General features: G+C 68.6%; 6 protein-coding genes, 4 tRNA genes and 2 pseudogenes (1 of these 12 only partly in view). 3 read left to right on the forward strand and 9 right to left on the reverse strand.

Going from position 1 to position 13,897, the window contains the following annotated elements:
* A pseudogene (locus J5F18_RS14430) lies at window positions 1-789 on the reverse strand (M18 family aminopeptidase); it reaches 508 nt to the left of the window's first position.
* A 129-nt stretch (window positions 790-918) separates the two neighbouring features.
* On the opposite strand from J5F18_RS14430, the gene J5F18_RS14435 reads away from it, so the two are divergent.
* Window positions 919-2,973 (forward strand): carboxy terminal-processing peptidase, encoded by a 2,055-nt coding sequence (locus J5F18_RS14435; protein WP_346299277.1) that lies wholly within the window; start codon window positions 919-921, stop codon window positions 2,971-2,973.
* A gap of 156 nt (window positions 2,974-3,129) precedes the next feature.
* On the opposite strand, the gene J5F18_RS14440 is transcribed toward J5F18_RS14435, so the two are convergent.
* The 4 genes from J5F18_RS14440 to J5F18_RS14455 all read right to left on the reverse strand — a co-directional run bounded on the left by J5F18_RS14440 (window position 3,130) and on the right by J5F18_RS14455 (window position 3,640).
* Window positions 3,130-3,205 (reverse strand) — tRNA-Asn (locus J5F18_RS14440).
* A 41-nt stretch (window positions 3,206-3,246) separates the two neighbouring features.
* A tRNA-Asn gene (locus tag J5F18_RS14445) sits at window positions 3,247-3,322 on the reverse strand.
* A 36-nt stretch (window positions 3,323-3,358) separates the two neighbouring features.
* Window positions 3,359-3,434: transfer RNA gene (locus J5F18_RS14450), tRNA-Asn, on the reverse strand.
* Window positions 3,435-3,563: 129 nt separating this feature from the next.
* Window positions 3,564-3,640, reverse strand: a tRNA-Met gene (locus J5F18_RS14455).
* Window positions 3,641-3,894: 254 nt separating this feature from the next.
* On the opposite strand from J5F18_RS14455, the gene J5F18_RS14460 reads away from it, so the two are divergent.
* Window positions 3,895-6,342, forward strand: a complete 2,448-nt coding sequence (locus tag J5F18_RS14460; RefSeq protein ID WP_346299278.1) for an acyl-CoA dehydrogenase — start codon at window positions 3,895-3,897, stop codon at window positions 6,340-6,342.
* Window positions 6,343-6,623: 281 nt separating this feature from the next.
* On the opposite strand, the gene J5F18_RS14465 is transcribed toward J5F18_RS14460, so the two are convergent.
* The 4 genes and pseudogenes from J5F18_RS14465 to J5F18_RS14480 form a co-directional block, all read right to left on the reverse strand.
* Window positions 6,624-8,579 carry an SLC13 family permease gene (locus tag J5F18_RS14465; protein ID WP_346299279.1) on the reverse strand — a complete coding sequence of 652 codons (1,956 nt, stop codon included), beginning with the start codon at window positions 8,577-8,579 and terminating at the stop codon, window positions 6,624-6,626.
* Between the two features lie 330 nt (window positions 8,580-8,909).
* Window positions 8,910-9,726 (reverse strand): annotated as a pseudogene (locus J5F18_RS14470) (enoyl-CoA hydratase-related protein).
* On the reverse strand, window positions 9,723-11,912 hold the full coding sequence (locus J5F18_RS14475) for an acetate--CoA ligase family protein (RefSeq protein ID WP_346299280.1): 2,190 nt from the start codon (window positions 11,910-11,912) through the stop codon (window positions 9,723-9,725). The pseudogene J5F18_RS14470 and the gene J5F18_RS14475 overlap by 4 nt, the downstream one beginning before the upstream one ends.
* Window positions 11,913-12,027: 115 nt before the next feature.
* Window positions 12,028-12,849 (reverse strand): enoyl-CoA hydratase/isomerase family protein, encoded by an 822-nt coding sequence (locus tag J5F18_RS14480; protein WP_346299281.1) that lies wholly within the window; start codon window positions 12,847-12,849, stop codon window positions 12,028-12,030.
* A gap of 262 nt (window positions 12,850-13,111) precedes the next feature.
* On the opposite strand from J5F18_RS14480, the gene J5F18_RS14485 reads away from it, so the two are divergent.
* On the forward strand, window positions 13,112-13,897 hold a 786-nt coding region (locus J5F18_RS14485; protein ID WP_346299282.1), incomplete at its 3' end, for a MurR/RpiR family transcriptional regulator.

Below are 13,897 nucleotides of genomic sequence, written 5' to 3' on the forward strand. Positions count from 1 at the left end.
CTCATGGTCATTGGCCACCAGCAGGGCGCCCTGCCGGCCGTCCGAGGCGAGCAGCGCCTCCAACCCCATGAAGCAGGAGAGCAGGTTATCGAGGCGGGCGCTGGCGATCAGCTCGCCCTCCACCCCCACCCGGGCCGGGGGCTGCATGTCGTGAAAGCCCAGCTCGAAGTCGAGTATCTCGACCTCCTCGAGGCCATGCTGCTCGGCGACCCAGCCCTTGAGCAGCCGCTCGAGGTCCGCCGACTCGCCGCCCTGCAGGAACACCGGCGCCATCTGGGTCTGGGGATTGATTGGCCGCCCCTGATTGACGTCGCGATCCAGGTGGATGGCCAGGCTGGGAATGATCGCCACGGCGCGGTCGACGTGGAGCAGCCGCCCCTCCAGCCGGCCATCGGGATGGCGCACATGGAGACGACCGGCCAGCCCCAGGTCGCGGTCGTACCACGGAGCGAGCAGCACGCCGCCGTAGGTCTCGACACCCAGCTGCAGCCAGCCGGCGCTGGTCTGGGCCGCGCTGGGCTTGAGGCGCAGCCCCGGGCTATCGGTGTGGGCCCCGATCAGGCGCAGCGCCGAGAGCTCGCCTGGCGGCAGCTGCAGGGCGATGATCGAGGAGTCGTTGCGGGTGACATAGACCCGCTCGCCCGGCGCGAGGCGCCAGGGCTCGCGCTCGTCGAGGCGACGGTAGCCGGCCGCCTCCAGCCGGGACGCCATGCTGGCCACGGCGTGCCAGGGGGTGGGCGAGCAACGCAGGAAGTCGAGCAGGCGCTCGATGAGGTCGTCCTGGGACATGGGTTCCTCTATCGAAGTCATGGGATGACGGGGGAAGCTGCTACAATGCGCATTCGGTCCGCGCAACTCGTGGGCCTTGCAAGGGTCAAGGGATAGAAGAGTGTACATGAAACCGGGAGTGCTTCATTGATGAGCCTGCTTGCCCATCTGGGACGTCCAGCCGTCGCCCTGGTCGGCCTGCTGCTGGCCGCCACCACGGCGCTGGCGCAGCCGCAACCCACCGACGCCCAGCGCCAGGCGGCCGTTGAGGTCGCCGAGTCGCTTCGCTACGGCCACTACGCCGACATCCGCCTGGATGACACCTGGTCGCGCCAGGCCTTCGCGCGCTACCTGGACGTCCTCGACGGCCAGCGCGCCTTCCTGCTGGAGGGGGACGTGGCGGCCTACCGCCACCTGGGGACCCGCATCGACGATGCCCTCTTCGATGGGGACCTGAATGATGTCTACGCCCTCTACCAGCGCTACCACGACCGCGCCGAGGCGCGCTTCGAATGGTTGCTTGCGCGCCTCGACGAGGGCCTGGGCTTCACCTACGACAGCGACCTGCGCCTGGAACTCGACCGCGACGAGGCGCCCTGGGCCGAGAGCGTCGAGGAGCTCGACGACCTCTGGTACAAGCGCCTGAAGAACGCCGCCCTGACGCTCTCCATCAGCGGCCAGGACGACGAGCAGGTGGAGGCCAACCTGCGCCAGCGCTACGAGGGCCAGTTGAACCGGGTGCGCCAGACCGACGAGGAGGACATCTTCGGCCTCTTCATGGCGGCCGTCACCGGCAGCATCGACCCCCACAGCGGCTACCTCTCGCCCCGCCAGGGCGAATCCTTCGACATCCAGATGCGGCTGTCGCTGGAGGGCATCGGCGCCCTGCTGCAGTCCGACGGCGAGTACGTGAAGGTGTCCAGCCTGGTTCCCGGCGGCCCCGCCGACCGCGCCGGCGTCCTGGAGCCCGCCGACCGCATCATCGCGGTGGGCCAGGAGGAGGGCGAGATGGTCAACGTGGTGGGCATGCGCCTGGACAACGTGGTCGACCTGATCCGCGGCCCCAAGGGGTCGGTGGTACGCCTCGACGTGGTCCCCGCCCAGGCCGTGGACATGACCCGTTCGCGGATCGTCGAGATCACCCGCGACACCGTGAACCTGGAGGACCAGGCCGCCCGGGGCGAAGTGATCGAGATCGAGCGCGACGACGGCGCGCACCGCATCGGTGTGATCAAGATCCCCACCTTCTATGTCGACTTCGACGCCTGGCAGGCCGGTGAGGAGAATTTCCGCAGCACCACCCGCGACGTGGCCCGCGAGATCGAGCGACTCAAGGAGGATGGCATCGAAGGCATCGTGCTCGATCTGCGCAACAACGGCGGCGGCGCCCTCCAGGAGGCCAACTCGCTGATCGGGCTGTTCATCGACCGCGGCCCCACCGTGCAGGTGCGCGACGCCCGCGGCCGCATCAGCCTCTATGGCGACACCGAGGCCGGCGCCATCTACGACGGCCCGCTGGGCGTGCTGGTCAACCGCCTCTCGGCCTCGGCCTCGGAGATCTTCGCCGGCGCCATCCAGGACTACGGCCGCGGCCTGGTGCTGGGCACCCCGACCTTCGGCAAGGGAACGGTGCAGACCCTCAACGACCTGAGCCACGGCCAGATCAAGCTGACCCGCGCCAAGTTCTACCGCATCTCCGGCGACAGCACCCAGCACCGTGGCGTGGAGCCGGACATCATCTTCCCGAGCCTGATCGACCCGGACCTGATCGGCGAGAGCAGCCTGGACAACGCCCTGGACTGGGACACCGTGCGCTCGGTGCAATACCGCAACTACGGCGAGCCCTGGCGCCACCTGGAGGCCCTCAAGGACCGTCACCACCGCCGCGCCGTCGAGCACCCGAACTTCCGCTACCTGACCCAGCAGGCCGAGCTGACCCGCCGCCTGCGCGAGCAGAATACCAGCGTCAGCCTCAATCGCGAGCAGCGCCAGCGGGAAGTGGAGGAGCAGGAAGCCGAACAGCTCGCCCTGGAGAACGACCGCCGCCAGGCGCTGGGCCTCGACCTCCTCGAGGAGTGGATCGACGCCCGCGACGAGGGGAGCGACAGCGAGCCGGTCGAACAGGTGCAGGTGCAGGAGGCCGCCCACATCCTGCTCGACTATGCCCTGCTCAACGACGGCTACCGCATGGCCAACCGCCACTGAGCCGTCTGGCCCGGCGAGATCCCATCACGCCGCCCCTCGGGGCGGCGTTCTTTTGTGTCATGCCTCGCCACGCCAGACAGGCCGTGCCAGACAGACACGCAACAGCGCCGGCGAGCGGACTCGGCCAGGGATCGGATCAGGAAAACGACTCGAAGATGGCTCCCGGAGCAGGACTCGAACCTGCGACCCAGTGATTAACAGTCACTTGCTCTACCGACTGAGCTATCCGGGAACAGAAGGGGGGGCTGATGGCTATCCATCAGACCAGGCTGATGGCTCCTCGAGCAGGACTCGAACCTGCGACCCAGTGATTAACAGTCACTTGCTCTACCAACTGAGCTATCGAGGAATCACGGCGTTATCAGCAAGGTGTTCGAGGCGACGTTGGCTCCCGGAGCAGGACTCGAACCTGCGACCCAGTGATTAACAGTCACTTGCTCTACCGACTGAGCTATCCGGGAACGGCGTCGAACACGGGGCGTAGTATACGGATTCGCTTCTGAAGGTCAAGGGGCAGCGACCCTCCCCTGCCGCCGCCCCGAAAGCAGAACGCCCGCCTGGCCAATGACCGAGCGGGCGTTTGATCTGTCTGGTGGCTACGCCCTGATTTGAACAGGGGACCCCATCATTATGAGTGATGTGCTCTAACCAGCTGAGCTACGTAGCCAGGCTGCCGGGCGGCGAACGCCCTACAACGGGGACGCATTATGCCGATGGCCCGCGCGCTTGGCAAGCCCTCCGAGAGACCCGGGTGCCGCCCGCCGTGGCGCCCGGCCTGATCGGGTCGGATCCGCCCCTCTCGTTCGCGCCGCCTCGCCCAGCCGCCGGACACGGCTGGCCGATTGCCCGGAAGTGGGCTAGGCTGCAAGCATTCAAACATCTGTTCGAATACTGGCATTCCACGACAACCGGAGTCACTCCATGCTCACCCTGATCCTGCTGATCCTCGCCGCGGCCGGCCTGCTGGCGGTGATGCGCCGCGAGGCGGGCGCCCTGCCCGCCCTGGCGGTGCTTGCCGTCACCGGCCTGGCCAGCCTGCTCGCCGCCTCCAGCCTGCTCGGCATCCTGCTGCTGGTCGCCGCCGCCGTCGTGGGCGCCGCCGGCCTCCCGGCGCTGCGCGGCAAGTGGCTGACCCCGCGCCTGTTCGCCCTGTTCAAGAAGGTCTCGCCGAAGGTCTCCGACACCGAGCGCACCGCGCTGGAGGCCGGCAGCGTGGCCTGGGACCGCGAACTGTTCACCGGCCGGCCCGACTGGCAGGCGCTGCTGGCCTTCAAGGACGAGGGTCTGACCGACGAGGAGCGCGCCTTTCTCGACCATCAGTGCACCGTGGCGGCCGGCATGTGCAACGCCTGGGAGATCGCCAAGGAGCGCGCCGACCTGCCCCAGGAACTCTGGGACCACCTCAAGCAGGAGCGCTACTTCGGCATGATCATACCGAAGGAGTACGGCGGCCTGGGCTTCTCCGCCAAGGCGCAGTCGCTGGTGCTGCAGAAGCTCTCCATCAGCGAGACCCTGATGGTCACCGTGGGCGTGCCCAACTCCCTCGGGCCGGGCGAGCTGCTGCTCAAGTACGGCACCGACGAGCAGAAAAACCACTACCTGCCGCGCCTGGCCGACGGGCGCGAGATCCCCTGCTTCGGCCTCACCGGGCCTCGCGCCGGCTCTGACGCCACCTCGCTGCCCGATACCGGCGTGGTGTGCCGGCAGGTGATCGACGGCGAGGAGGTGCTCGGCGTGCGCCTCAACTTCGAGAAGCGCTGGATCACCTTGGCACCCATCGCCACCGTGGTGGGCCTGGCCTTCCGCCTGTTCGACCCGGACCACCTGTTGGGCGAGGAGGCGGATCGCGGCATCACCCTGGCGCTGATCCCCCGCAACACCCCGGGCATGGAGATCGGTCGCCGCCACCATCCCATCGGCAGCCCCTTCCTGAACGGCCCCATCAAGGGCAAGGATGTCTTCGTGCCGCTCAATACCATCATCGGCGGCACCGAGATGATCGGCCAGGGCTGGCGGATGCTGGTGGAGTGCCTCTCCATCGGCCGCTGCATCACCCTGCCCTCCGGCGCCACCGGCACCGCCCGCTATGCCATCGGCTGGAGCGGTGGCTTCGCCCGCATTCGCCGCCAGTTCAACGTGCCGGTGGCCGAGATGGAGGGCGTCCAGGAACCCCTCGCCCGCATGACCGCGCTGACCTATATCGCCGAGGCCGCCGTCTACCAGACCGCCAACACCATCGACCAGGGCGAGAAGCCGGCGGTGCCCTCGGCGATCCTCAAGAGCCAGCTCACCGAATTCCAGCGGGTGATCCTCGCCGACGCCATGGACATCCACGGCGGCAAGGCGGTGACCCTCGGACCGCGCAACTACCTGGCGATCGGCTACAGCGCCAACCCGGTGGCGATCACCGTGGAAGGCGCCAACATCATGACCCGCAATCTGATGATCTTCGGCCAGGGTGCCATCCGCTGCCATCCCTACGTGCTCGAGGAGCTGGCCGCCAAGGAGGCAGACGATCTCCAGGCCTTCGACCGCGCCTTCTTCGGCCATGCCGGGCTCATCTTCGGCAACGCCGCCCGCGCCCTGACCCAGGGGCTGGGCCTCGGCAGGCCGACGGTGCCCTTCGATGCCACCGCCGCCCCCTATGCCCGGGAGATCGCGCGACTCTCCGCCGGCTTCGGGCTCTGCGCGGACGCCGCCATGGCAAGCCTCGGCTCCACGCTCAAGCAGCGCGAGATGCTCTCGGCGCGCCTCGGCGACGTGCTCTCCAACCTCTACCTCGCCTCCATGGTGATCAAGCAGTGGCACGAGGACGACCCGGTCGAGGGCGAGGCGGCGCTCTTCCACTACGCCTGCCAGTTCCTGCTGGGCCGCGCCGAGCAGTCCCTGGACGAGCTGTTCGACAACCTGCCCAGCCGGGCACTGGCCCGGGTGCTGCGCCCGCTGGTGATGCCGCGGGGCAGGCGCTTCAAGCGCCCCCTCGACGACCTGGCCCGCACCATCGCCCAGGCCGTCTCCCGCGACACCGCCCTGCGCGAGAAGCTGCTGCGCGAGATCTGGCGAACCGATGACGGCGCCCGGGAGAACCCCCTGGCCCAGTACAACGCCCTGCTGGCGACCCAGGAGCGCGCCGAGGGCCTCTATCGCACGGTCAACAAGGCCTACGCCCAGGGGGAGCTGCCCGCCGACGCGCTGCACCCCGAGCAGCGCGTGGAGGAGGCCCTAAAGGCTGGCCTCATCAGTGAGGAAGATGCCACCTTTATGCGCGAACGCGAGGCTCGGGTGCTGGAGCTGCTCAGCGTGGACGACTTCGAATACGACGCCTTCGCCATCGACAAGAGCAAGGTGCTGCGCCACCAGGCGGCCTGAGGCCAGCCGCCCACTCAGTACCCTTACGCCCCGGCCCAGTGCCGGGGTTCTTGTTGGATTCTTCGCCGAGAAGCCTGCGGCCTCCTTCGCCCGGCGGAGCCGGCCTCCCACCATTCGACCGCAGCAAGGAGCCACACCGGGGTATAGCCGGACTCTCTCACTCCTTGCCCTTGTTCCTCGCCCCTCGCCCCTCGCCCCTCGCCCCTTGTTCCTTGTTCCTTGTTCCTTGTTCCTTGTTCCTTGTTCCTTGTTCCTTGTTCCTTGTTCCTTGTTCCTTGTTCCTACAAGGGCCATACCAGCAGGATCATCGGGATGGCCACCGCCACCACCACGATCTCCAGCGGCAGGCCCATGCGCCAGTAGTCGCCGAAGCGGTAGCCCCCGGGGCCCATCACCAGGGTGTTGGATTGGTGGCCGATGGGGGTGAGGAAGGCGCAGGAGGCGCTCACCGCCACCGCCATCAGGAAGGGGTCCACCGCGGCGTCGAAGCCGTTGGCCAGGCTGACCGCGATGGGCGCCATCAGCACCGCCGCCGCCGCGTTGTTGATCACATCCGAGAGCATCATGGTGATCACGAAGAGCCCCACCAGGGTCACCACCGCCGGCCACTGCCCCCCCCAGATCAACAGGGTCTCGGCAATCAGCGCCGCCCCACCGCTGGTCTCCAGGGCCTGTCCCACCGGAATCATGGCGCCGAGCAGCACGATCACCGGCCCGTCGATGGCATGGTAGCCGTCGCGCAGGGGCAGCACCCCCACCAGCAGCGCCACCAGCGCCGCCAGCGAGAGCGCCACCGCCGCCGGCAGCAGCCCCAGCAGGATGGCCGCGATGGCCGCCGCGAAGATGCCCAGCGAGACCAGCAGCATGCGCGGCTGCCCCAGGGTCAGGTCGCGGCTGGCCAGCGGCAGGCAGCCCAGGGTGGCCAGGCTCTCGGCGAGCTCGCTCTCGCCGCCCTGCAGCAGCAGCACGTCGCCGGGGCGGAAGCGGATCTCCCTCAGGCGCTGCTTGAGGCGGCCGCCGTCCCGGGCCACCGCCACCAGGTGCAGGCCGAACTGGTTGTGCAGCCGCAGCTGGGTCACGGTGCGATTGACCATCATGGAGTCGTTGCGCACCACCGCCTCCGCCAGCTGCAGCCCCTCGGTATCCACGCCGCTCTTCTCTTCCTTCTCTTTCTCTTTCTCCTTCTTCTTCGCCTTCTTCTCCTTCTTCTTGTCCGTTGCCTCTTCCTCCCTCTGCTCGGCTTTCTGCTGGGTCGGGCTCTCGCTGCGCTTCTCCGCCTGCTCGCCCTTCTCGGCCGTCTTCTCCTCGTCCTTGGCCTCCTGCTCCTTGGCCTCCTGCTCCTCGTCCTCGGCCTCCTTGCCCAGGCGCAGGCCCGCCTTGTCCTCCAGCAGCTTCATCTCCTCGGGACCCGCCTCCATCAGCAGGATGTCCCCCTCCCGGAGGGTGCCGAAGAAGGCGTGGCCGGCGCGGCGCCGCTCGTCGCGCACCACCGCCAGCACCGGGATGGTCTCCTCCAACTCCTGCTGCAGCTCGCGCAGGGTCAGGCCGTTGGCCTTCGACTCCTCGCCGACGCGCAGCTCCACCAGGTAGTTGGCGGTATCGAACATCGCCTCCGTCGAGGCCTTGCCCGCCCGGCGCGGCACCAGTCGCCAGCCGATCAGCAGGATAAAGACGAGCCCCGCCAGGGCCACGGCGGCGCCGACCGGCGTGAAGGAGAACATGCCGAAGTTGTCGCCTGTGACCGAGCCGCGGTAGCTGGCGATGATGATATTGGGCGGGGTGCCGATCAGGGTGGTGAGCCCCCCCAGCAGGGAGCCGAAGGCCAGCGGCATCAGCAGGATTGACGGCGAGGTGTCATGCTCCCGAGCCAGGCGCATGGCCACCGGCAGCAGCAGCGCCAGGGCGCCGACGTTGTTCATGAAACCGGAGAGCACCACCACGGTGCCGGTCAGGGCGGCCAGCTGCAGGAAGAGCCGGTCCCCCACCCTGAGCACCTGCTCGGCGATGACGTCGACGACGCCGGAACGCTCGAAGCCGCGGCTGAGCACCAGCACGGCGGCCACGGTGATCACCGCCGGGTGGCCGAAGCCCAGGAAGGCCTCCTCGCCGGGCACCAGGCCCAGCATCACCGAGCCGAGCAGCGCGGCCAGTGCCACCAGGTCGTAGCGAAAGCGCCCCCAGACGAAGGCGGCAAGGGTTGCGCCCAGTACGATAAAGACCAGGGTGCTGTCGGCCATCCCCTGTCACCTCCCTGTGCACATGAATGGCTTCAGCATCGCCAGCCAGGCACCCCGCCGACAAGTGTTTTCTTCTGCAACGAGAGCGCCCGGCCGGGGCCGGGCGCCTTGGTGCCTGATACAAAGCCGCGATAAAAAGACTCTTCGCAGACTGGCGTGAACGAGATCTGTGTGGGAGGGACGGTTCGACGCCTCGACTTCAGCTCGCGAAGTAGCGCGCAGCGCTACCCATGGGGCGCCTGCGGCGCCTTCGCCCGGCAGAGCCGGCCTCCCACCATCAAACCTGCCAAACATGTTCACGCTAAAGTGCGATGAACCGATCAAAAGCCGCTATTTCGCCATCTTTTCCAGCATGGCGTTGACCGCCTCCAGGTGCTCGGGCTCGTTGTGGCACATGCCCTGGAAGACCGCACAGAGGTCGAGGAAGTCCTTGAGCTCGGTGCGTTGGGCCATCTTCATCAGCCGCTTGGTGAGGCGCGTCGCCTTGGGGGGCTGGGCGGCGATGCGGGAGGCCAGCTCGCCCACCCGCGCCAGCAGCGCCTCGGGCTCGGTCACCTCCAGCACGATGCCGATCTCCTTCGCTTCCTCGGCGTCGATCACCCGGCCGGTGAGGGTCAGCTCGAAGGCGCGCTGATAGCCGATCAGGCGCTGCATGAACCAGGCGCCGCCGTCGCCGGGGATGATCCCCAGGTTGAGGAAGGTCTCGCCGAACTTCGCCTTGCTGGAGGCGATGCGGATATCGGCCATGTTGGCCAGGTCGAAGCCGGCGCCGATGGCCGGGCCGTTGACCGCGGCGATGATCGGCACCTCCACCTCGGCCAGCGCCAGCGGGATGCGCTGGATGCCGCGCCGGTAGCGCGCCGACACCTCGGCCACGTCGCCGGCGAAGTCGCCGCCGCGGCTGGCCATGTCCTTGACGTTGCCGCCGGCGGAGAAGGCGCTGCCCTCGCCGGTGATCACCAGCACCGAGACGGCGTCACAGGCGTTGACCCACTGGGCCACGGCGACGATGTCATCGACCAGGGCGGTGCCGGTGAGGGCGTTGCGCACGTCGTGGCGGTCCAGGGTCAGGGTCGCCCGCCTGACCCTCGAGGGTCAGGCGGGCATCGGTCAGCTGGGGCAGGCTGGGCTGGGGCGTCTGGCTCATGAGCGGGCTTCCTTGTCGGCTGAGGCGTCACGGGCCACGATAACCCGGGCGTCCACCACCGCATAACCGTCGGCGTTGACGATCACCGGGTTGAGGTCGAGCTCGGAGAGCGCCGGGTAGGCCTCGACGATGCGCGACACCTTGAGCAGCAGGTCCACCAGCGCCGCCTTGTCCACCGCCTTCTCGCCGCGCACGCCGCCGAGGATCTTCTTGGCCTTGATCTGCTCCACCATCTCCCCGGCGTCGTGGCGCGACAGCGGAATGGCGCGGAAGGCCACGTCCTCGAGGATCTCCACGAAGATGCCGCCGAGGCCGAACATCAGCACCGGACCGAAGATGGGATCGCGGATCACCCCGAGGATCACCTCGATGCCCTTCCTGGCCATGGGGGTGACCAGCACCCCCTCGATCTCGGCGTCGGCGTCATACTCCCGGCAGGAGTCGAGGATCGCCTGGCGGGCCTCGCGCATGGCGGCCTCGCCCACCACGTTGAGCTTCACGCCGCCGGCGTCGGACTTGTGCAGGATGTCCTTGGAGACCACCTTCATGGCCAGGGGCGTCTCGCCGAATTGCCGTGCCGCCTCGGCCAGCTCCGCCTCGCTTCTGACCACCAGCTCCAGGGGGACCTCGATGCCGTGGTCGCGCAGGACCCGCTTGGCCTCGTACTCGAAGAGGTCGCGGCCCTCGCGCTGGGCCTGCTGGAACAGGGCGGTGAGCTCGGGGAGCGGCTCGACGCTGCGCTCGCGGCTCTGGCGCTCCACCTGGGCCAGGTACTGGCCGCGCTCGCCCAAGGCCGCCAGCACGCGCACCGCATGCTCGATGGAGGCGTAGATGGGCAGGCCGGCCTCGTGCAGGCGGCGCAGCGCCGGCGGCTTGATGGGGGTGTAGAGGCTGTAGATCACCAGCGGCTTGGTGGTCGCCTTGGAGAGATCGACCATCGACTCGGCGCCGCGCATCTCGTCGCCCAGCAGCGACTCGGCGAAGCGGATGCTGTAGCCGCCGAACATGCCCACCAGGAAGACGCTGTCGACGTTGTCGTCGGCGGCGACGATCTCCATGCAGGTGGCCAGCAGCGAGGGGTTGGCGTCGGTGGAGCCCGCCACGTCCACCGGGTTGACGGTGGAGGCCTGGGGGAAGAGCACGTCGCGCAGCTTCTGGCGGGTCGCCTCGGAGAGCTCGGCGAGCTCCAGGCCCGCCTCGGCCAGGCGGTCGGAGGCGATGGTCGCCTGGCCGCCGCCGTCGGAGATCACCGCCACCCGCTTGCCGCGGGCCTTCTGCAGCAGGCCCAGCCCCTCGGCCACCGGCAGGATCTCGTCGGAATGCTGCACCACGCTGACCCCGGACTGCTTGAGCAGGTCCACGGTCATGGCATAGCTGCCGGCCAGCGCCCCGGTGTGGGAGCTGGCCGCCTTCTGGCCCGCCTCGGTGGAGCCGGACTTGTAGACCACCACCGGCTTCATGGCGGTCACCTCCCGGGCCACCTCGAGGAACTTGCGCCCGTCGCGGAAGCCCTCCACGTAGAGGGTGGCGACCCGGGTATGCTCGTCCTCGCCCAGGTAGCGCAGGTAGTCGTTGAAGCCGATATCGCTCTGGTTGCCGGGGCCCACGTAGGTGGAGAAGCCCACGTGACCGTTGTGCTGGGCCTCCAGCGCCAGCGACAGCAGCATGTTGCCGGACTGGGAGATGATCCCCACGCCACCGGGCTTGACGTTGTCCAGCGACAGCAGGTTGACCTTGTGGTGCAGGTTGAAGATCCCCGAGGTGTTGGGGCCGATGATGCGCACGCCGTGGGCCTGGGCCTTCTCCATCATCTCGCGCTCGAGCTCGGCCCCCTCACCACCGATCTCGGCGAAGCCGCTGGCCAGAATCACCGCGCCCTTGATGCCGCGCCGCCCGCACTCGGCGATCAGCCCGGGCACCGTGGCAGCCGGGGTGCAGATCAGCGCCAGCGCCGGGTTGCCGGGAATGGCGCTCACCGAGGGCCAGGCCTTGACCCCGAGGATCATGTCGGCCTTGGGGTTGACCGGGTAGATCTCGCCCCGGTAGCCATCCTTGATCAGGCCGACCATGGCCTTGTAGCCGCGCTTGGTGGGGTCGGCGGAGGCCCCCACCACGGCGATGCCGCCGGGCGCCAGGATGTCGTGGAGCGGGCTGCGGGTGGGGAGGTGTCCTTCGATGGGGTTCATATGCTGGCTGACCTTGCCCTGGTGGGCGAAAAAGAGTGTTGTTCCAGCCCGGCCGTGGCCGGGCGATGGCGATGGCGCGATCTGTGGCGAATTCGGGGGCGGGCGGCGCCGGGTCTCAGCGGCCCTGGAAGCGCGGGGCGCGCTTCTCGGCGAAGGCGTCCACGCCCTCCTGCCAGTCCCGGGTGGTGCCGACGAAGGTCATCCCTTCGAGCTCCGCGGTCAGGCAGGCGTCCAGGGTGCGCTCGCCGGAGAAGGTGAGCTGCTCCTTGGCCAGCGCCATGGAGAAGGGCGCCTTGCTCGCTACCTTCTCGGCGAAGGCCAGGGCGGCCTCGAAGAAGCCCTCGTCGGGGTAATGGCGGTTGGCCAGGCCGATGCGCACGGCTTCGGCACCGTCGATGCGCTCGCCCAGGAAGACCAGCTCCCGGGCCTTGGCCAGCCCAACCAGGCGCGGCAGCAGCCAGGTCACGCCGCCGCCCAGGAAGTTGCCGATGGTGACCTCCGGCAGGCCGATCTGGGCGCTCTCGGCCATCAGCAGGAAGTCCGAGGCGATGGCGAGCTCGGCACCGGCACCCAGGGCAAAGCCGTTCACCGCGGCGATCACCGGCGTCTGCATCTGCAGCAGGCGCTTGCAGACGATCTGCTCGCCCTGCAGGTACTGGCGGCGATCGAAGGCGGTGCGCCCGGCCTTATGCTCCTTGAGGTCGGCGCCCACGCAGAAGGCGCGCCCCTCGCCGGTGAGCACCACCACGCGCACCTCGCCGTCTGCCTCGGCGCGGGTCAGGGCGTCGTTGAGCTCGCCATAGAGCGCCTCGGTCACGGCGTTGAGGCGATGGGGGCGGTTGAAGCGGATCTCCTGCACCTGACCGTGGCGGCGGGTGATCAGCGTCTCGTAGTTCGGGGTAGCAGCGTTCGGCGAATGATTGGCGGCTTGGCTCATGCAGGTCGGGTCTCGGCGGCGTGGCGGGCAGTTCGATAAGCGGCGGCGATGGTTCGCCGCCCTGGAAACAAACGTATCATTATCTTACTGCAGACAGCACGCTTGTTCTGCCGGGCATCCTAGCCAAAGGCTGCGGGCGGGTCAACACAGGCGTGTCAGAATATTTTTGATCGAGACACGATTGTGTCATCGCGGGCGGTCTTCCATCGGGTACAATGGCGCCCCCTGCGCCATCCACCCCAACCGAACCAAGGAGAACTGCGTGCTGGAACAGGAGCTACGCGACGCGACGGTGCCGGGCGCCGACAGCGGCCCTGCCCGACTGGACGCGGTGAACCAGCAGCTCGCCGAGGCCTACCCCGAGCTCAGTCCCCAGCTGAAGCTCGCCGCCGGCTATGTCCTGGAGCATCCGGTGGAGATCGCCTTCCAGTCGATCCGCAAGTCGGCGACCGCCGCCGAGGTGACCGCCTCGACCCTGGTGCGCCTGGCCAAGCGGCTGGGCTTCGAGAGCTATGAGCAGTTCCGGGAGGTGTTCCAGTCGGCGGTCCAGGCCGGGCCGGTGGAGCTCTCCGGGCGCGCCAGCCAGCTGCGCAGCCTGGCCAGCCAGACCGACGACCAGGTGTTCCTCGACGTGGGCGACGCCGCCTTCGACAACATCGGCCGGCTGTTCACCGCCGACAATCAGGCCCGGGTGCGCGAGGCCGCCCGGCGGCTGCTGGCCGCGGAGAAGATCGCCGTGGTGGGATTCCGGGACACCTTCGCCTGCGCCTACCACTTCGCCTACGTGGGACGCATCGCCATGCCCAATATCCAGCTGATCCGCGGCCAGGAGGGAGGGCTCTTGACCGAGCTCGCCCCCTTCGGCGAGGGCGATCTGGTGGTGGCCTTCGGCTTCGAGCCCTACTGCGCCGAGACCATGCGGGCGCTGGAGATCACCCGGGCGGCGGGGGTCGGCGCCATCGTGGTCACCGACACCATGCGCTCGCCGCTGGTGCCGGGGGCCGCCATCACCTTCCCGGTGGCCAACGCCACGCCGCACTTCTTCCCG

The organism is Halomonas sp. BM-2019 (assembly GCF_017584085.1).

Excerpts from the sequence above, each read along its gene's own strand:
- J5F18_RS14435 (WP_346299277.1), top strand. The coding sequence starts at position 919 with ATGAGCCTGCTTGCCCATCTGGGACGTCCAGCCGTCGCCCTGGTCGGC.
- J5F18_RS14460 (WP_346299278.1), top strand. The coding sequence starts at position 3,895 with ATGCTCACCCTGATCCTGCTGATCCTCGCCGCGGCCGGCCTGCTGGCG.
- J5F18_RS14465 (WP_346299279.1), bottom strand. The coding sequence starts at position 8,579 with ATGGCCGACAGCACCCTGGTCTTTATCGTACTGGGCGCAACCCTTGCC.
- J5F18_RS14475 (WP_346299280.1), bottom strand. The coding sequence starts at position 11,912 with ATGAACCCCATCGAAGGACACCTCCCCACCCGCAGCCCGCTCCACGAC.
- J5F18_RS14480 (WP_346299281.1), bottom strand. The coding sequence starts at position 12,849 with ATGAGCCAAGCCGCCAATCATTCGCCGAACGCTGCTACCCCGAACTAC.